We start from the raw sequence: 18836 nt of genomic DNA, 5'->3' as shown, positions 1-18836 counted from the left end.
TATAATTCCGCCCTCCGCCTCCGCTCATCCGAATACCAATGGCTAAACGCGACTACTACGAAATTCTCGGCATCAACCGCGATGCCGGCGAAGACGAGATCAAGAAGGCCTACCGCAAGCTGGCCATGAAATACCACCCGGATCGCAATCCGGACAATCCCAAGGCCGAGGAGCAGTTCAAGGAGGCCAAGGAAGCCTACGAAATCCTCTCCGACGGGCAGAAGCGCGGTGCCTACGACCAGTACGGTCACGCCGGCGTCGACCCGCAGGCGGGAATGGGTGGTGCCGGCATGGGCGGTTTCTCCGACGCTTTCGGCGGCATTTTTGACGAGATATTCGGCGGCGGCGGTGGCGGACGCGGAGGCAGCCGTTCGAACATCTATCGCGGCGCCGATCTGCGCTACAACCTCGAAATCTCGCTCGAACAGGCAGCTTTCGGTACCGAAACGAAGATCCGTATTCCGGCGATGGAAGTCTGTGAGCCCTGCAAGGGAACGGGCGCCAAGCCGGGAACGCAAGCCAAGACCTGCCCGACCTGTCAGGGCAGCGGCCAGGTGCGGCTGCAGCAGGGTTTCTTCTCGATCCAGCAGACCTGCCCCAAGTGCCACGGTACCGGCCGCATCATTCCCGAGCCGTGCAGCCATTGCCAGGGCGCCGGCCGTGTCAAGCAGCACAAGACGCTGGCGGTGAAGATTCCGGCGGGGGTCGACGAAGGCGATCGCATCCGGCTTTCCGGCGAGGGCGAGCACGGCATCAACGGTGGCCCTGCCGGCGACCTCTACGTACAGATCCATCTGAAGGCGCATTCGGTCTTTCAGCGCGAGCAGAACGATCTGCATTGCGAAATGCCGATCAGTTTCACCACGGCAGCGCTCGGCGGCGAAATAGAAATCCCGACGCTCGACGGTGTCGCCAAACTGAAGATCCCGGCCGAGACGCAGTCGGGCAAGGTCTTCCGCCTGCGCGGCAAGGGCATCAAGGGCGTGCGCAGTCACACGCACGGCGATCTGCTCTGCCATGTCGTCGTCGAAACGCCGGTACATCTGACCGAGCGCCAGAAGGAACTGCTGCGTGAACTCGAGGAATCGAGCCGGGCCAATTCGGGCCACCACAACCCGCGCGCCAAGTCGTGGATGGACCGGGTACGCGAGTTCTTCGCCGCCAGTTGAGCAAGGCGGAGCGGTGTATCAACGGCCCTACCCGTCAATCAGATCTGCTTTCGGTGAGCTTTTCGTCAACTGAAGCGGCATTGTCACGGCGGCGCCAAAACGGCGCCGCCGTTTTTTATTCACCCGACCGCGCATGTAAAGGACAGCCCTTGAAGAAGCTCCGCCATCTGCTGCTGAGCAGCCTCATGCTTTGCTTGGGCAACGCCATCGCTGCCGGCGCGCCTGAGGTCGGCGTCAGCGACAACAGCATCAGCATCGGCATGACCGCCCCTCTTTCCGGCCCGAACGGCTCCTACGGCGTGGAAATGCGCGAAGTGATCGAGGCCAGCTTCCGGCAGATCAACAGCAGTGGCGGGATTCACGGACGCAAGCTGCAACTGGTCGCGCTCGACGACGGCTACGAAACCGATCGGGCGGTCGCCAATACGCGCACGTTGATCAACGAGACGAAGGTCTTCGCGCTGCTCGCCTCGTACGGCAGCAGCCCGACAACGGCGGCGATGAACGAAGTGTTCGGGCCTGCCGCTGTGCCGCTGATCGGAACCATTTCCGGCGCCGACTCGCTGCGCCAGTCGCCGAAGGAAAATACCAACAGCCGTTACATGTTCAATGTGCGCACCAGCTACGCCAACGAAAGCGAAGCCATCGTCAAGCATCTGACCGCGCTCGGCCTGAACAATATTGCGGTGTTCTACCAGAACGACGGTTTCGGCAAATCGGGGCTCGACGGCGTCACAGCAGCGCTGAAGAGACGCAATCTGACGCCATCAGCGCAGGGCTCGGTCGAACGCAACTCGCTCGATGTCGGCAAGGCGGCGCAAGCGATTGCCCGCGCCAACCCGCAGGTGGTGCTGATGGTGACCCTGTACAAACCGAGCGCCGAATTCGTCCGGCTGATGAAGAAACTCGGGCAGAACCCGCAGTTCTTTGCACTGTCGCCGGTCGGTGCCGACCTGCTGGTGGGCGAACTCGGCGCCGAGGCACGCGGCATCGGCATCGCGCAAGTCATGCCCTATCCGTGGAACGACGCCACGCCGGCCGTTCGCGAGTACCAGCGCCTGCTGTCCGGCGACAAGAAGCCGACCTACTACGGCATCGAAGCGTACCTGATGAGCAAGACGCTGCTCGACGGGCTACGCAAGAGCGGCCGCGATCTCACCCGCGAAAAGCTGATTGCCAGCCTGGAAAGCATGCAGAACCACGACCTTGGCGGCTACCGTGTCAGCTTCAGCGCGAGCGATCATTCGGGTTCGTCCTTCGTCGACCTCACCGTCATCGGCAGCGGCGGCCGCGTGTTGCACTAGCCGCCGCGCAAACCCGATCAGGTACGGCGCCAGCGCGTTCCCTGCGCGCCATCCTCGAGCACCACGCCGGCGACAAGAAGCTCGGCACGGATGCGGTCGGCCGCGGCGAAATCGCGCCCGCGCTTGGCCTCGGCGCGCGCGGCAATGGCCGCCTCGATCGCTGCCGGCGTCAGCGCGTCCGTGGCGGCTTCGCCGCTCACCGGAGCAGCCTGCAGAAAGGCTTCGGCATCACGCGCCAGCAGGCCGAGAACGCCGCCGAGCGCACGCAGTTGCCGCGCCGCCGCCGGGGCGTTGACGCCGCCGCGATTGACCTCTGCCGCCAGTTCGAAGAGTACGGCGCAGGCACCCGGCGTATTGAAGTCGTCGTCCATCGCCTGCCGGAAACGCTGCGCGTGCGCCTCGTTCCAGTCCGGCGCCGCCGCCTCCGACGTCAGCGGCAGACCGCGCAGCGCCGTGTACAGGCGCGCCAGGCCTTGGCGCGCATCGTCGAGATGCGTGTCGGCGTAATTGAGCGGGCTGCGGTAATGCGCGCGCAGGATGAAAAAGCGCACCACCTCGCCGTCGTACTTCTGCAGCAGGTCGCGGATAGTGAGGAAGTTGCCGAGCGACTTCGACATCTTTTCTTCGTCGATGCGCACGAAGCCGTTATGCATCCAGTAATTGACGAACTGGCAGCCGTGCGCGCCCTCGGACTGCGCGATCTCGTTCTCGTGGTGCGGAAACTGCAGGTCCTGGCCGCCGCCGTGAATGTCGAAATGGTCGCCGAGCAGATCGGAACTCATCGCCGAGCACTCGATATGCCAGCCGGGGCGTCCCTCGCCCCAGGGTGAAGGCCACGACGGTTCGCCGGGCTTGGCACGTTTCCAGAGAACGAAGTCGAGCGGATCGCGTTTGGCGCTATCCACTTCAACGCGTTCGCCGGCGCGCAGGTCGTCGAGCGACTTGCCCGAGAGGCGGCCGTAGCCGGGGAAACTGCGCACCGAGAAATTGACGTCGCCGTCCGGCGCCACGTAAGCCAGTCCCTTGCCTTCGAGTTCGGCGATCAGTGCGATCATCTGCCCGACGTAGGCGGTCGCGCGCGGTTCGAAATCAGGGCGCTCGACGCCCAGTGCCGCCGCATCCTCATTCATGAAGTCGATGAAGCGCTGCGTCAGCTCGCCGATCGATTCGCCGTTTTCGGCGGCACGGCGGATGATCTTGTCGTCGATGTCGGTGATGTTGCGCACGTAGGTGACGTTGAGTCCGCTGGCACGCAACCAGCGCCTGACCGTATCGAAAACGACAAGAACTCGTGCATGGCCCAGATGGCAGTAGTCGTACACGGTCATGCCACAAACGTACATGCGGGCAACGCCCGGCTCGATCGGCACGAAATCCTGCTTCTCCCGGGCAAGGGAGTTGTAAATCTTCAGCATCCTGAAACACTCGCGAGGAGCTCCGGCAGCACGTGCGGAGCATGGGAATACTTGGGAATCGACGCGCTTCTTGCTAGAATTCGCCGACTCGGGAAGGCACTCGGCCGACGATTTTACGCCGGATCCGGCATCGTCATCAGCAACATCTGCGGCCCGCGCCTGCCCCGAAATTGCTCAGTGAGCGCTGTTACCGAGGCTTTTCCTGCGGCACCGATAGTATTGTTTTCAGCCGCTTTCCGCTATTTACCGGCTTTTCTTCTCGCAAAGCATACCATACCGATGCACCCCGCCTTCCCGACGCAGCGCCCGGCACGCTCCCTCTCCAGCCGTCTGACCGCCCAATTTTCCGCGCTCGCCGTCGGTCTCTGTCTGGCGATCGGCGCCCCGCTGGCGCTTGCCGACGAACTGCCCGACGCGCAGCGCTTGCTCAAGCAGGGGCAGCTGCCGCAGGCGCTGGAAAAGGTTGATTCCTACCTGTCGTCGCGACCGAAGGACGCCCAGGGCCGCTTCATGCGCGGCCTGATCCTCACCGAAATGGGGCGCACGGCCGATGCCATCGCCACCTTTTCGCGCCTGACCGAGGACTATCCGGAACTGCCGGAGCCCTATAACAATCTCGCCGTGCTCTACGCACAGCAGAAACAGTACGACAAGGCACGCGGCGCGCTCGAAATGGCGATCCGCACGCACCCGAGCTACGCCGTCGCGCACGAAAACCTCGGCGACGTCTACGCCAAGCTCGCCAGCCAGGCCTACGGCAAGGCACTGCAGATCGACTCATCAAACGCCGCCGCGCAGTCGAAGCTGTCGCTGATCCGCGAGATGATCAGCACCGCGCCGAAGCCGGGTGGCAAGCCCGCCGCCGCCAACCGCCCGGTCGCAAGCGAGCCGGTCAAGGTGGCGGCAGCCGAAGCGCAACGTCCAGCGGCCGCGGCACCCGTTGTCGCAGCACCCACGGTCGCTGCCCCGGCGTCGGCCGCCGCCATCACCAAGGTGCCGGAAAAAGCGCCGGAAAAGACCGTCAAGCCGGTCGATGGCAGCGGCGCCGGCACCCCTGCGCGCAGCGCCGACAGCAGCGCCGAAGCCGACGTCAGCCGGGCGCTGCAGGGCTGGGCCGCCGCCTGGGCGCGCAAGGACGTCAAGGCCTACCTCGCCTTCTACGCCAGCGACTTCCAGACGCCCGGCGGCGCCTCGCGCAAGGAATGGGAGAGCGAACGCGCGCAGCGCATCGACAAACCGGGCAAGCTGCAGGTCGCCGTCGAAGACATCAAGGTGTCGATCAGCGGCGACAAGGCGACGGTCCGTTTCCGCCAGCACTATCGCTCGGCGTCGCTCAAGTCCTCGACAACGAAGACCGTCGTCTTCGTCAAGTCCGGAGCCAAGTGGCTGATCCAGCAGGAACGCGTCGGCTGATGCAACGATTCCTCCTGGCGCTGGCACTGCTCGGCGCCTGTGCACTGAGCGCATTGCCGCAGGCCCACGCCGCCGATCCAGCCGCTGAAAAAGCCGCCGATGCGGCGCGCGAAGCCGGCCCGGAAGCCCAGCTCAAGCGCATTCTCGACGAAATCGAAGCCAATCGCCTCGACGCCGCGCTGCAGAAAACCGAGGCCTTGCTCCGCCAGTACCCGAACTTCCGTCTGGCCAACCTGATCAAGGGCGATCTGCTGCTCGCCCGCGGCAAGCCGATCAGCAGCTTCGGCGCCGCCACCAATGCGCCGCAGGACCGCCTCAACGACCTGCGCGAGGAAGCGGTCGCCCGACTGCGCGCCTACCGCGACAAGCCGACGGCCAATCAGATACCGCGCTATCTGCTGCAGATGCCCGCCGACCAGAAGTACGCGGTGGTCATCGACACCAAAAAATCGCGCCTTTACCTGTACCAGAACGACACCAGCAACGGCGGCCGGCCACGTTTCGTCGCCGACTACTACATCACGCACGGCAAGCTCGGCACCGACAAAATGCGCGAAGGCGACAAGCGCACGCCGATCGGCGTCTATCGCGTCACCTCGAGTCTGCCGACGCAGAAACTTGGCGACCTTTACGGTACCGCCGCCTATCCGCTCGACTATCCGAACGAATGGGACCGGCGCCAGGGGCGTGGCGGACACGGCATCTGGCTGCACGGAACGCCGTCGGACACCTATTCGCGACCGCCGAAAGCCTCCGATGGCTGCGTCGTTCTCGCCAACGCCGACCTGACGGCACTGGCCAAAAACCTGCAGATCGGCACCACGCCGGTAATCATCAGCGACTCGGTCGAGTGGCTGTCGCTTGACGACTGGCAGGCCGAGCGCACTGCGCTCAAACGCCAGATCGAGGACTGGCGCAACGACTGGGAAAGCCGCGATACCGCACGTTATCTGCGCCACTACTCGAAGCGCTTTCAGGCAGGCAATCAGAGCTTTGAACAGTTCGCGCAGCAGAAGCGCCAGGTCAACGCCAGCAAGGAATGGATCAAGGTGCAGATCGCCAACCCGTCGGTATTCCGTAACCCCGGCAAGGAAGAATTCGTCGTCGTCACTTTCGATCAGGACTATCGCAGCAACAATCTGAGCAACCAGATGCGCAAGCGCCAGTACTGGATCCGCGAAGACGGCACCTGGAAAATCATCCACGAAGGAGCAGCCTGATGTTGCGCAAACTGATCTCTCTTGCCGGCAGCCTGTTGCTTGCCGGCGCCGTCTGGGCCGGCCCGCAGGTCGAACTGCAGACCAGCCAGGGCCGCATCGTCGTCGAACTCGACGCCGCCCGCGCACCGGCCACCGTCGACAACTTCCTCGCCTACGCGCGCTCGGGCTTCTACGACGGAACGATCTTCCACCGCGTCATCAACGGCTTCATGGTCCAGGGCGGCGGCTTCGAGCCGGGACTGAAGCAGAAGCCGACGCGACCGCCGGTCAGGAACGAAGCCGACAACGGACTGAGGAACGATCGCTACACAATCGCCATGGCGCGCACCAGCGATCCGCAGTCAGCCACCGCGCAGTTTTTCATCAACGTTGCCGACAACGATTTCCTCAATCACCGCTCGCCGACAGCCAGCGGCTGGGGCTACTGCGTTTTCGGCCGCGTGATCGAAGGGCGCGAGGTCGTCGATCGCATCGCGCAGGTAAAGACCCTCTATCAAGACGTGCCGAAGGAAGACGTCGTCATCCGTTCGGCAAAAATCCTCCCCGAGAAAAAGTAAGGAAATCCTCATGATCAAGCTGCATACCAACTTCGGCGTCATCGCCATCGAACTCGACGCCGAAAAGGCGCCGGAAAGCGCCGCCAATTTCACCGCCTACGTCGAATCCGGCCACTACGACGGCACGATCTTCCACCGCGTCATTGACGGTTTCATGATCCAGGGCGGCGGCTTCGAACCCGGAATGAAGCAGAAGGAAACGCGCGCGCCGATCAAGAACGAAGCCGACAACGGCTTGAAGAACGACCACTACACGATCGCCATGGCGCGCACCTCGGACCCGCACTCGGCCAGCGCTCAGTTCTTCATCAACGCTACCGACAACGACTTCCTCAACTACCGCGCGCAGACGACGAGCGGCTGGGGCTACTGTGTCTTCGGCAAGGTTGTCGAAGGCACCGAGGTGGTCGACAAGATCGCCAAGGTGAAGACCGGCCGCTCGGGCTTCCATGACGACGTGCCGAAGGAGGACGTCATCATCGAACGTGCCGAAGTCTGCTGAAACCCGCACGCCAGTAAAACAGCCGACGGGCGCAGACGCGATGAGCGACATCCTGTTCATTTCCGACCTGCACCTGTCGATGCGCACGCCCGGTATCGCCGGGCGTTTTTTTGCCTTCCTCGCGAACGAAGCGCGTGCCGCCGGCGAGCTTTACATCCTCGGCGACCTGTTTGAAGCCTGGCCCGGCGATGACGCCATCGACGACGCCGACGAGCCGTGCAATGGCGCGGTCGTCGCCGCCCTGCGCGCCTTCAGCGACGCTGGCGGACAGCTCGGCATCATGCCCGGCAACCGCGACTTCCTGCTCGGCGAGACCTTCGCCCGGCGCAGCGGCGCGCGTCTGCTCGCCGACCCGAGCGTAGTCGAGCGCGACGGCAGCCGGCTCGTCCTCGCCCACGGCGATGCGCTGTGCGCTGCCGACACCGACTACCAGGCCTTTCGCCGGCAGGTGCGCGACGCGGCCTGGCAGGCCGATTTCCTCGCCCGACCGCTGGCCGAGCGCAAGGCACTCGCCGACGCACTGCGTCTGCAGAGCGAAAGCGTCAAGCGCGACAAGCCACCGCAGCTGATGGACGTAACCACGGCAGCCGCCGAGCAGCTGCTGCGCGAGCAGCGCAGCGAACCGGCCCGGCTGACGCTGATCCACGGCCATACGCACCGGCCGGCCGAGCACGCGCACGAGATCGACGGTGAGCGCGTCGAACGCTGGGTGACCGCCGACTGGAGCGAGGCTCGCGGCGAATACCTGCGCTGGGACGGCAAGACACTTACGCGCCACGCGCTGCCCTGACCGTCGGCCAGCGCCCTCCTGCATGTGGCCGCGCGATTTGACCTGCGACCTGCGTTCGGGTAGATTGACGCCGACGCATCCCACAAAGGGGAGTAGCTGGATCGCAACATCGTCAAGACGGGAAGTTCGCTTCCCCGGTGTTGCGGGCGAAAGAGGAGCATCAGGCCACGGCAGTCGCCGGGCGATGCGCAAAATCCTCTTCCGCAAGCGAGACCTTTGCCGACTCGGCAAAGGTCTTTTTTCGTTGACGACCGGCGCCGGCGAAGGTGCGCGTTTGACCTCTCATCGCCAAGGAGCCGCCTCATGACTATCGCCAACCTGTTTTCCTCCCGCCTGCGCCAGCTGCTATTCACGCAAGTGCTGCGCCTGCTTGCGCGCATGCTGCCACTGCTCGTCGCCGCACTGCGGCGCAGCGCCGGTGGAGCGCAACTGCGCCCCTTGAACGCCGCAGCGGCGCGCACTGCTGCCAGCCAATCGGCCGGTCGCGTCTTCGACGGCGAATACCGCCGCGAGGACAGTGGCGCATCGGCCAACGGCAGCTGGCCACGTCACTGAGCGCGCAACCATGACCGAAATTGCCAATGGCTGGATGTGGGCAGGCTTCGCCGTTTTCGTCGTCGTCGCCATCTTCGTCGATCTCGTCAGCCTCGACCGGCGCGGTGCGCATGTCGTCGGTGTGCGTGAAGCGCTGACATGGTCGGCCCTGTGGGTCGGCCTGGCGCTGCTCTTCAACGCCGGCCTCTGGCTATGGCTCGACTACAGCGCTGGCCGCGAGCTCGCCAACCTCAAGGCAACCGAGTTCCTCACCGGCTACCTGATCGAGAAATCGCTGTCGGTCGACAACATCTTCGTCTTCCTGATGCTGTTCAACGCCTTCGCCGTGCCGCCGGCACAGCAGAAGCGCGCGCTGATCCTCGGCGTCATCGGCGCCGTCGTGCTGCGCGCACTGATGATCCTCGTCGGCGCCTGGCTGGTCACGCGCTTCAGCTGGCTGCTCTACGTCTTCGGCGCCTTCCTGCTGTTCACCGGCGGCAAGATGCTGTTCCTCGCCGACCACGAGCCGGATCTCGAGAAGAATCCCATCCTGCGCTGGATGCGCGGCCATCTCGCGATCACGCCAGGATTCCACGGCGACCGCCTGTGGCTAAACGAAAACGGCAAACGGGTGTTCACGCCGCTGTTCGTCATCGTCATCCTGATCGGCGTCACCGACGTCATTTTCGCCGTCGATTCGATCCCGGCGATCTTTGCGATCACGCTCGATCCATTCATCGTCATGACATCGAACATCTTCGCCGTGCTCGGCCTGCGCGCGCTCTACTTCCTGCTCGCCGACATGGCCGAGCGCTTCCACCTGCTCAAGTATGGGCTGGCGGTGGTGCTCGTCTTCATCGGCAGCAAGATGCTGCTCGCCGGCTGGCTGCACATCCCGGTATTCCTGTCGCTCGGCGTCGTCGCCGTGATCATCGCCAGCGCCATCGCGCTGTCGCTGTTGCGGCCGCCAGCGACGCCCAAGGGATGAACATGCCGGCTGAACCCGTCGGCGATGCACGCTCGCCGGCACAGGAAATACTGCAACGCGTCTTCGGCTACGGCGCCTTCCGCGACCGACAGGGCGAAATCATCGACCATGTCGTGCGTGGCGGCGACGCGCTGGTGCTGATGCCGACCGGCGGCGGCAAGTCGCTCTGCTACCAGATCCCGGCGCTGCTGCGCGACGGCGTCGGCGTCGTCGTCTCGCCGCTGATCGCGCTGATGCAGGATCAGGTCGATGCGCTGCTGCAGGCCGGCGTGCGCGCGGCTTTCCTCAACTCATCGCTCGACTTCGACGCCGTCGTCGACACCGAGCGGCGACTGCTGCGCGGCGAACTCGACCTCGTCTACGTCGCCCCCGAACGCCTCTTGACCGAGCGCTTCATCGGTCTGCTCGACGCGCTGGTCGAACGCGGGCAGCTGGCGCTGTTCGCGATCGACGAGGCGCACTGCGTGTCGCAGTGGGGACATGATTTCCGCCCTGAGTACATCCAGCTGTCGCGCCTGCACGAGCGCTACCCGCAGACGCCGCGCATCGCGCTCACCGCCACCGCCGACGCGCTGACGCGCGAGGAAATCGTCGTCCGTCTCGGCCTCGACAGCGCGCGCATCTTCGTCTCAAGTTTCGACCGGCCAAACATCCGCTACACCATCGTCGAGCGCGACAACCCGCGCCGGCAGCTGCTCGACTTCCTCGCCGGCCGGCGCGGCGAGGCCGGCATCGTCTACTGCCTGTCGCGGAAAAAGGTCGACGAAACCGCCGAATGGCTGGGTACGCAGGGCGTCGCCGCCCTCCCCTACCACGCCGGCCTCGACGCGGCAACGCGACAACGCCACCAGCAGCGCTTCCTGCGCGAGGACGGCATCGTCATGGTGGCGACGATCGCCTTCGGCATGGGTATCGACAAGCCCGACGTACGCTTCGTCGCCCACCTCGACCTGCCGAAGACGCTGGAAGCCTACTATCAGGAAACCGGCCGTGCCGGCCGCGACGGCGAGGCCGCCGAGGCTTGGATGACCTACGGCCTCAACGACGTGGTGATCCATCGCCAGCGCATCGACGAATCGCCGTCGGGCGACGAGCAGAAGCGCGTCGAGCGGCAGAAGCTCGAAGCCATGCTCGGCTTCTGCGAAAGCGCGCAGTGCCGGCGCGTGACACTGCTCAACTATTTCGGCGAAGCCGCCGAGCCCTGTGGTAACTGCGACGTCTGTCTCGACCCGCCCGAGCTGTGGGACGCCACCGTCGCCGCGCGCAAGGCGATGTCGGCGGCGCTGCGCACCGGCCAGCGCTTCGGCGCCGGCCACCTGATCGACCTGCTGCGCGGCAAGAAAACCGAGAAAATGACGCAGTACGGACACGACGCGCTGCCGACTTTCGGCGTCGGTGCCGACATCGACGAGTCGGGCTGGCGCTCGATCTTCCGCCAGTTGCTCGCCGCCGGCCTGCTCGAAGCCGACGCCAGCGCCTACGGCGCGCTGGTGCTCAGCGAGAACGCGCGGCCGATCCTGCGCGGCGAAGCCGAGTTGCGCCTGCGCCGGCCGCGACCGCGCAAGAAAGCGGGCGGCAGCAAGGAACGGCGCAGCAGCGGCAGCGCTGCCGGTTTCGACAGCGACGATCCGCTGATCCAGGTGCTGCGCGTCTGGCGCGCCGAAAAAGCCAAGGAACAAGGCGTTCCCGCCTATGTGATCCTGCACGACCGCAGCCTGCGCGAACTGGCGCTGCTGCGCCCGGCCGACGCCGAAGCGCTGCTCGATGTACCCGGCATCGGCGTTGCCAAGGCCGAACGCTACGGCGCCGACGTGCTCACCCTCGTTGCCCGGCATCCGCTGCGCTGATCACGACAACGGCGCCGCGGCGCAGCTCCGGCAGCCGTTCCTTGCAAAGCGCGCCTGACTAACGGTGGCGGCTGCCGCTACGCGGCGCGCCGCCGGCAGGACGCGGCGCCGGTGCGCGGCCGCGCGCCGGCTGGCCGGAACGCCCTGCGCCGCCCCGGCTGGCACCGCCACGCGGCGCGCTCGAGCGCATCTGGATCGGCTCGGCGCGAATACGCGGATCGGGCTCGTAGCCGGGCTGGATCAATTGTTCGATCTCGCGCCCGAGCAGACGCTCGATGTCGTGCAGCAGCTTGTGTTCGTCGACACAGACCAGCGATACCGCCTCGCCCGGACAACCGGCGCGACCGGTGCGACCGATGCGGTGCACGTAATCTTCGGCGACACTCGGCAGCTCGAAATTGACGACATGCGGCAGTTCGTCGATGTCGATGCCGCGCGCCGCGATATCGGTCGCCACCAGCACGTGCAGGCGGCCGTCCTTGAAGCCCGAGAGCGCGCGCGTGCGAGCGTTCTGGCTCTTGTTGCCGTGGATCGCGTCAGCCTCGATGCCGGCCTTCTGCAGCTTTTCGGCAAGCGCATTGGCGCCCCACTTGGTACGCGTAAACACCAGCACCTGTGGCCAGTTGTTGGCGCGGATCAGATCGACGAGCAGATCGCGCTTGCGCTCGCGGTCGACCAGGAAGACGCGCTGATCGACGAGGCCGGAAGCGGTGTTGCGCCGCTCGGCTTCGACGTGCAGCGGATCGTTGAGCAGGCCGCCGGCGAGCGTGCGGATGTCGTCGGAGAAAGTCGCCGAGAACAGCAGGTTCTGCCGCTTCTTTGGCAACAGCGCCAGCACGCGGCGAATGTCGTGGATGAAGCCCATGTCGAGCATGCGGTCAGCCTCGTCGAGGACGAGGATTTCGACAGACGACAGGTCAACGGTCTTCTGCTGCGCGTGGTCGAGCAGACGTCCCGGTGTGGCGACGAGGATATCGACACCGCGGCGCAGCGCGGCGATCTGTGGGTTGATGCCGACACCGCCGAACATCACCATCGACTTCAGCGGCAGGCCGGCGCCGTAGGTGCGCACGCTCTCTTCAACCTGCGCCGCCAGCTCGCGCGTCGGCGTCAGGATCAGCGCGCGGATGCGCGGCGTGCCGCCTTTATGCGTCGACGCCAGGCGTTGCAGGATCGGCAGGGTGAAGCCGGCGGTCTTGCCGGTGCCGGTCTGCGCGCCGGCCATCAGGTCGCGACCGGAAAGAACAACGGGAATGGCCTGCGCCTGGATCGGCGTCGGCTTGGTGTAACCCTGCGCGGCGACGGCCGACAGAATCTCGGGCAACAGGCCCAGATCGGTAAATTGCATTGGAAAGGACTCCTGACCTTCGCGTCGTCGCGAGCGCGCAAGCGCTCCGGCAATGCGGGCGAAGGGATGGTGAAAGCTAAAGGCCGCGCGGCGAGGGGATAGACGTGCGGTATATGTCCACGTCTGGCGCAGCGGAACGATGGCCCTGCCAAGGGCGGCATCGCGAGGAACGGCGATTGTAACACGCACGCCGCCGGCACTCCGGCGGCGGCACTCAGATCAGCGCGAGGCCCCGCGCCAGATCGTTCTGCAGATCAACGACCGCCTCCAGACCGACGGCGACGCGCAGCAAGCCCTCGCCGATGCCGGCAGCGGCACGCTGCTCGGCCGACAGGCGACCGTGCGTCGTCGTCGCCGGATGCGTCAGCGTCGTCTTGACGTCGCCAAGGTTGGCGGTAATCGAGAGCAGACGGCAGTGGTCGACCACCGTCCATGCCTCGCTGCGCCCGCCGCACACCTCGAACGACACCACCGCTCCGCCGCTGCGCTGCTGGCGCATCGCCAGCTCATGCTGCGGATGCGAGGGCAGGCCCGGGTAGTAGACACGCTCGACACGCGGCTGCGCTTCCAGCCAGCGCGCCAGTTCCAGCGCACCGGCCGACTGCGCCTGCATGCGGATGGCCAGCGTCTCCAGCCCCTTCTGCAGCACCCAGGCGTTGAACGGCGACAGCGAGGGGCCGGCCGTGCGCAGGAACTTGTACACCTCGTCGACCAGCGCCTTCGGGCCGACGACGGCGCCGCCGAGCACGCGTCCCTGGCCGTCGAGATACTTGGTCGCCGAATGCACGACGAGATCGGCGCCGAGCATCAGCGGCTGTTGCAGGATCGGCGTGCAGAAGCAGTTATCGACCACCAGCAGCGCGCCATGCGCGTGCGCGAGTTCGGCCAGCGCGGCGATGTCAGCGATGGCGGTGAGCGGATTCGACGGCGTCTCGACGAACAGCAGCTTCGTTTCCGGCCGGATCGCCGCTGCCCACTCGGCAAGTTCGCTCTGCCCGACGAAGCTCGAGTCGATGCCGAAGCGCGGCATGATGCCGCCGAGCAACTGCTGCGTCGCGCCGAACACACCGGACGAGGCAACGATGTGATCGCCCTTGCTGCACAGCGCCATCACCAGCGAGAGGATTGCCGACATGCCCGAGGCGGTGGCGACGCAGGCTTCGGCGCCTTCAAGCGCCGCCAGACGTTCCTGGAAGACCGAGACGGTGGGATTGGTGAAGCGCGAATAGACGTTGCCGGCCTCATCGCCGGAGAAACGCGCCGCCGCCTGCGCCGCGTTTTCGAAGACGAAACTCGAGGTGAGATAAAGCGCCTCGGCGTGCTCATTGAACTGGCTGCGCACCTGCCCGGCGCGCACTGCCAGCGTTTGCGCCTGCAACTTGTCGCCGTCGCTCATCAGGCCTGCTCCGCGGACATCAGATCAAGCTGCATCTGCGGTGCCGCCGTGTCCTCGATCACCGGCTTCGGCTTGCCGCCACGCGCCGTCTCGATTTCGTCGAGGTATTCGGGTGACACGTCGCCGGTGACGTAGATGCCGTCGAAACACGAACAGTCGAAACGCCGCATCTGCGGATTGAGGTCGCTGATCGAGGCCTTCAGCGCGTCGAGGTCCTGATAGACGAGCGCGTCAGCACCGATCTCGCGCGCGATTTCCTCGTCGCTGCGACCGGTGGCGATCAGTTCGGCACGCGTCGGCATGTCGATGCCGTACACGTTGGGGAAGCGCACCGGCGGCGCCGCCGAAGCAAAATACACTTTCAGCGCGCCGGCAGCGCGCGCCATGTCGACGATCTCGCGGCTGGTCGTGCCGCGCACGATCGAGTCGTCGACCAGCAGCACGCGCTTCCCCTTGAACTCCTGGCCGACGGTGTTGAGCTTCTGCCGCACCGACTTCTTGCGCGTCGACTGGCCGGGCATGATGAAGGTACGACCGATGTAGCGGTTCTTGACGAAGCCTTCGCGGTACGGGATGCCGAGCCGCTGTGCCAGTTGCATCGCCGACGGACGGCTCGAATCGGGAATCGGAATGACCAGATCGATCTCGTCGACCGGAATGCGCTGCGCCACCTTGTCGGCAAGGTATTCGCCCATGCGCAGGCGCGTCTCGTAAACCGATACGCCGTCGATCACCGAATCCGGGCGCGCCAGATAGACATACTCGAAAATGCACGAGGCGTGCTGCGGCTTGACCGCGCACTGCCGCGCGTGCAGTTGCCGGCGCAGGTCGATGAAGATCGCTTCGCCGGGCTCGACGTCGCGCAGCACGCGGAAATTGAGCGTGTCGAGCGCGACCGACTCCGACGACAGCAGGTATTCGTCGCCCTCCGGCGTTTCATTGACGCCGATCACCAGCGGCCGGATGCCATAGGGGTCGCGGAAAGCGAGCAGGCCGTAGCCGGCGATCATGGCGACCACCGCGTAAGCGCCGCGGCAGCGGCGATGCACGCCGGCGACAGCGGCGAAGATAGTGTCGAGGTCGAGACGGCAGCCGCTGGCGACGCCCTGCAACTCGTGCGCAAGCACGTTGAGCAGCACTTCCGAATCGGAGTTGGTGTTGATGTGGCGGAGGTCCTGCCGGTACATCTGCTCCTTCAACTCGACCGTGTTGGTCAGGTTGCCGTTGTGCGCGAGCATGATGCCGAACGGAGAGTTCACGTAGAACGGCTGCGCCTCGGCGAAATTCCACGCCGAACCGGCGGTCGGGTAGCGGCAGTGGGCGATGCCCATTTCGCCGGGCAAGGCACGCATGTTGCGCGTGCGGAAAACGTCGCGCACCAGCCCCGGCCCCTTGTGCAAATGGAAGGTGTTGCCCTCGGCCGTGGCGATGCCGGCAGCGTCCTGACCGCGATGCTGCAGGACCATCAGTCCGTCATAGAGCAGTTGATTGACCGGCGTGGTTGCAACAACCCCGAGAATCCCGCACATAGTGTCTTTCCTTACCTGAATCGAATTCGTTTAGCCGCGTCCGCCGGTAACCAGGGGCGCGCGGCGAGTACCGCAGTTTCCAGTGGCGGCGACAGCGCCGCCTCGTGCCACCAGCGTTCTTTCGGCAGCGAGGTCATGCCGCCGATCGCCACCAGCGCCAGCACGATCAGCAGACCACGCGCGACGCCAAAAATGACGCCAAGCAGTCGATCGGTGATCGACAGCCCGAGCGCCTTGAGCAGACCCTGTACCGCCAGTCTGGCCAAGGCCAGCAACAGGATCGTCACGACGAAAACCGCTACCCAGCCGGCGACCAGTCGCAGCGCCGGATCGGCAATCGACGTGAACAGCAGCGTCGCGGCTTCGCCGCCCCACGCTTTCGCCGCAAAAAAACCGAGAATCCAGCCGGCTAGGGCAATGACTTCACCGACGACGCCCCGCCACAGGCCGAGCGCCGCCGAAGCGATGAGAATGCCGAGAATTACGTAGTCGAAAACCGTCATTGCTTGGCGGCGACCACTCCGTTGACGCCAATCCGCTTCATCCGTTCCAGCGCCTTCTCGGCGGCATCGCGGTTATTGAACGGACCGGCACGCAAACGCGTCTTCAGGCCCTGCGGCGACTCGAGCGGCTCGGTGTAGGTCTTGACACCGATCTCGCCGAGCTTGCTCTGCAACTGCTTGACGTTGGCCGGGTTGGCGAAGGCGCCGATGAGGACGACGTGCGCGCTCGCCGCCGCGGACGAAGCCGCCGGCGCGGCCTTGTCGCCGAGAATCGCCGCCGCGCGGCGCGCGTCGTCGGTTGGTTTCTCGGCGGCTTTTTCCGCTGCTTTGTCCGTGGCGCGCGCGTTCGCTTTTGCGGTGTCTTTCCCGGCGTCCTTGACGCCTTCTTTCGCGGTTTCCTTAGCCGGCTCCTTGGCTGACGGGCGTGCCGCCGTTTTTTCGGCTGCTGCTTCGGGCTTGGCGACCGGCTTCTCGGCGGCTTTCTCGACGGGCTTTTCGACGGGCTTCGCCGCTGCCTTCTCGGCAACGGCGGGTTTGACCACTTCAGGCGGAGACGCCGGAATCGGCGCGGGTAGCGGCGCCGGCGGCGACCTCAGCTCGGGCTGCGCCGGACTCGCCGCAGGCGCCGCCTTCGTTGCCGGTGATGCTGCCAGCTTGCCGGGTTCGAATGCCGGCTGATCGAGCGAGGGAATGCGGATCTGCACGTCCTGCGCCGGCACCTTGGGCTCTTCGTCCATCACCATCGGCAGGACGAAGGCGGCCAGACCGGCGAAGGCAACGGCGCCGACGAGGCGCCGACGGGCCCGCTTTTTGAGCGGAAGTTGCGCGTCGGAAGTGTCGGTCATGGGTGGCGAAAAGTTGATCCGGTGATCTACGGGAGCGCGTTGAACAGGAAAATCAGCGAAGACGCTGGAGTTCACGCATCACCGCAGCGACGGTGAGGAACGATCCGAAGGCGACGATTCTATCATCTTCACCTGCCAGCTTGCGGGCACGCGCATAAGCCGCCGCCGGCGAGTCGAAGCATTCGACTTCGCCGCCGAGTTTGCCAGCACTGGTAGAACCGTTGACCATCGCCGCCAGCGCCGCTGCCGGCGCCGCGCGTGGGCCGTCGAGATCGGCGAGTAGCCAGCGATCGACCTTGCCGGCCAGCGGCGCCAGCGTCGCGGCGATGTCCTTGTCGGAGAGCATGCCGACGACGGCCAGCGTGTTCCGGAAAAAGCCCATCGAGCCCAAGCTGCGCGCCAGCCCTTCGGCGGCCTGCGGATTGTGCGCGACGTCGAGAATCAGCGCCGGCCGCCCGGGAATGATCTGAAAACGCCCGGGCAGCGCGATTTCGATCAGTCCGCGGCGCACCGCCTGCATCGACACCGGCAGACGCTCGCGCAGCAGTTCGACGGCAGTCAGCGCCGCCGCCGCGTTGTCGAGCTGGCGTGCGCCGCGCAAGGCCGGTGGCGCCAGCCCGCCGCGGCGCAGGATGGCGTCACCCGCGGCACCGGCTTGCCCGCGCAGCCAGTAAGTCCATTGCGTGCGGCTGTCGGCCGGAGACTGATCAGCGCCGGAAGTACCGCCGAACTGGCCGCCGAAGTGCCCGAAATCACGGCCGATCAGCAACAGCTGCGCGCCGATCTCCTGCGCATGCGCGAGCAGGCTCTGCGGCGGTTCGGGGTCGGCGCAGATCGCCGGCGTTGCCGGGCGGAAGATGCCGGCCTTCTCGCGGCCGATCGCCTCGCGCGTCGGCCCCAGCCAGTCGGTATGGTCGAGCGCGACGCCGGTGACGATCGCGCAATCGGGCGTATAGGTATTGACCGCGTCGAGCCGGCCGCCGAGGCCGACCTCGAGGATCAGCACATCGACCGCCGCCGTGGCAAAGACTTCCCACGCCGCCAGCGTGCCGAACTCGAAATAGGTGAGCGGCAGCGCATCGGCCGCCTGCCGCGCCGCTTCGACGCGAGTGAAAGCGTCGATCAGCGCCTTGTCGCTCGCCGGCACACCGCCGACGCGCACGCGCTCGTTGTACTCGAGCAGATGCGGCGAACTGTAGCAGCCGGTGCGGTAGCCGGCAGCGCTGTAGATCGCTTCGAGATAGGCGCAGGTCGAGCCCTTGCCATTGGTGCCGCCAACCATGATCAGCGGGCAGAACGGCTCCTGGCCGAGCGCGTCGCGCATGCGCACGACGCGTTCGAGACCCAGTTCGATACCGGCCTGTCCGCGCGGGTGCAGGCTTTCGAGATGCGCCAGCCAGTCGGCGAGTGTCTGCGGCGAGGTCGGCGACGAGGCGGGCAGCGAGGTGGGCGGCGCTGATGATGAAGGCGCCACCG

The 18836-nt window shown here is 65.8% G+C and carries 17 protein-coding genes; 10 read left to right on the top strand and 7 right to left on the bottom strand.

The window, feature by feature from the left end:
- Positions 1-38 precede the first annotated feature (38 nt).
- Both dnaJ and GGD90_RS12510 read left to right on the top strand, forming a co-directional pair.
- Entirely contained in the window at positions 39-1169 is a 1131-nt protein-coding gene (dnaJ, locus tag GGD90_RS12515) for a molecular chaperone DnaJ (protein ID WP_153117254.1), read from the top strand.
- A gap of 149 nt (positions 1170-1318) precedes the next feature.
- Positions 1319-2473 (top strand): ABC transporter substrate-binding protein, encoded by a 1155-nt coding sequence (locus GGD90_RS12510; protein ID WP_228273768.1) that lies wholly within the window; start codon positions 1319-1321, stop codon positions 2471-2473.
- A gap of 17 nt (positions 2474-2490) precedes the next feature.
- Here GGD90_RS12510 and cysS read toward each other — a convergent pair whose 3' ends face one another.
- Positions 2491-3888, bottom strand: coding sequence for a cysteine--tRNA ligase (gene cysS, locus GGD90_RS12505; RefSeq protein ID WP_153117255.1), 1398 nt, complete (start codon positions 3886-3888; stop codon positions 2491-2493).
- Positions 3889-4167: 279 nt separating this feature from the next.
- On the opposite strand from cysS, the gene GGD90_RS12500 reads away from it, so the two are divergent.
- The 8 genes from GGD90_RS12500 to recQ all read left to right on the top strand — a co-directional run bounded on the left by GGD90_RS12500 (position 4168) and on the right by recQ (position 11739).
- The gene (locus GGD90_RS12500; RefSeq protein ID WP_153117256.1) at positions 4168-5301 is read left to right on the top strand and encodes a nuclear transport factor 2 family protein; all 1134 of its coding nucleotides are present in this window, start codon (positions 4168-4170) and stop codon (positions 5299-5301) included.
- Complete coding sequence (locus GGD90_RS12495) at positions 5301-6521, top strand: L,D-transpeptidase family protein (RefSeq protein ID WP_153117257.1); 1221 nt, start codon at positions 5301-5303, stop codon at positions 6519-6521. The genes GGD90_RS12500 and GGD90_RS12495 overlap by 1 nt, the downstream gene beginning before the upstream one ends.
- Positions 6521-7078 carry a peptidylprolyl isomerase gene (locus tag GGD90_RS12490; protein ID WP_153117258.1) on the top strand — a complete coding sequence of 186 codons (558 nt, stop codon included), beginning with the start codon at positions 6521-6523 and terminating at the stop codon, positions 7076-7078. The genes GGD90_RS12495 and GGD90_RS12490 overlap by 1 nt, the downstream gene beginning before the upstream one ends.
- A gap of 10 nt (positions 7079-7088) precedes the next feature.
- Positions 7089-7580 carry a peptidylprolyl isomerase gene (locus GGD90_RS12485; protein WP_153117259.1) on the top strand — a complete coding sequence of 164 codons (492 nt, stop codon included), beginning with the start codon at positions 7089-7091 and terminating at the stop codon, positions 7578-7580.
- Positions 7581-7620: 40 nt separating this feature from the next.
- Positions 7621-8370 carry a UDP-2,3-diacylglucosamine diphosphatase gene (locus GGD90_RS12480; protein WP_153117260.1) on the top strand — a complete coding sequence of 250 codons (750 nt, stop codon included), beginning with the start codon at positions 7621-7623 and terminating at the stop codon, positions 8368-8370.
- A 303-nt stretch (positions 8371-8673) separates the two neighbouring features.
- Entirely contained in the window at positions 8674-8925 is a 252-nt protein-coding gene (locus GGD90_RS12475; protein WP_153117261.1) for a hypothetical protein, read from the top strand.
- A 10-nt stretch (positions 8926-8935) separates the two neighbouring features.
- Positions 8936-9892 carry a TerC family protein gene (locus tag GGD90_RS12470; protein ID WP_153117262.1) on the top strand — a complete coding sequence of 319 codons (957 nt, stop codon included), beginning with the start codon at positions 8936-8938 and terminating at the stop codon, positions 9890-9892.
- 2 nt (positions 9893-9894) lie between these two features.
- Positions 9895-11739, top strand: coding sequence for a DNA helicase RecQ (recQ, locus tag GGD90_RS12465; protein ID WP_153117263.1), 1845 nt, complete (start codon positions 9895-9897; stop codon positions 11737-11739).
- A 58-nt stretch (positions 11740-11797) separates the two neighbouring features.
- On the opposite strand, the gene GGD90_RS12460 is transcribed toward recQ, so the two are convergent.
- From GGD90_RS12460 to folC, 6 genes are all read right to left on the bottom strand, one after another.
- Positions 11798-13087, bottom strand: a complete 1290-nt coding sequence (locus tag GGD90_RS12460; RefSeq protein ID WP_153117264.1) for a DEAD/DEAH box helicase — start codon at positions 13085-13087, stop codon at positions 11798-11800.
- Between the two features lie 214 nt (positions 13088-13301).
- Entirely contained in the window at positions 13302-14483 is a 1182-nt protein-coding gene (locus tag GGD90_RS12455; RefSeq protein ID WP_153117265.1) for an O-succinylhomoserine sulfhydrylase, read from the bottom strand.
- Positions 14483-16012, bottom strand: coding sequence for an amidophosphoribosyltransferase (gene purF / locus GGD90_RS12450; RefSeq protein ID WP_153117266.1), 1530 nt, complete (start codon positions 16010-16012; stop codon positions 14483-14485). The genes GGD90_RS12455 and purF overlap by 1 nt, the downstream gene beginning before the upstream one ends.
- Before the next feature lie 11 nt (positions 16013-16023).
- A complete protein-coding gene (locus GGD90_RS12445) occupies positions 16024-16515 on the bottom strand; it encodes a CvpA family protein (RefSeq protein WP_153117267.1) in 492 nt (163 codons plus the stop codon).
- Positions 16512-17360 (bottom strand): SPOR domain-containing protein, encoded by an 849-nt coding sequence (locus tag GGD90_RS12440; protein ID WP_153117268.1) that lies wholly within the window; start codon positions 17358-17360, stop codon positions 16512-16514. Before GGD90_RS12440 ends, GGD90_RS12445 begins: the two co-directional genes overlap by 4 nt.
- Before the next feature lie 52 nt (positions 17361-17412).
- Complete coding sequence (folC, locus tag GGD90_RS12435; protein WP_153117357.1) at positions 17413-18801, bottom strand: bifunctional tetrahydrofolate synthase/dihydrofolate synthase; 1389 nt, start codon at positions 18799-18801, stop codon at positions 17413-17415.
- Positions 18802-18836 lie beyond the last annotated feature (35 nt).

Origin of the sequence: Rhodocyclus tenuis, from assembly GCF_014197755.1 — a bacterium.
Taxonomy (GTDB): domain Bacteria; phylum Pseudomonadota; class Gammaproteobacteria; order Burkholderiales; family Rhodocyclaceae; genus Rhodocyclus; species Rhodocyclus tenuis.
This window is presented reverse-complemented; position numbering and strand designations above follow the sequence as displayed.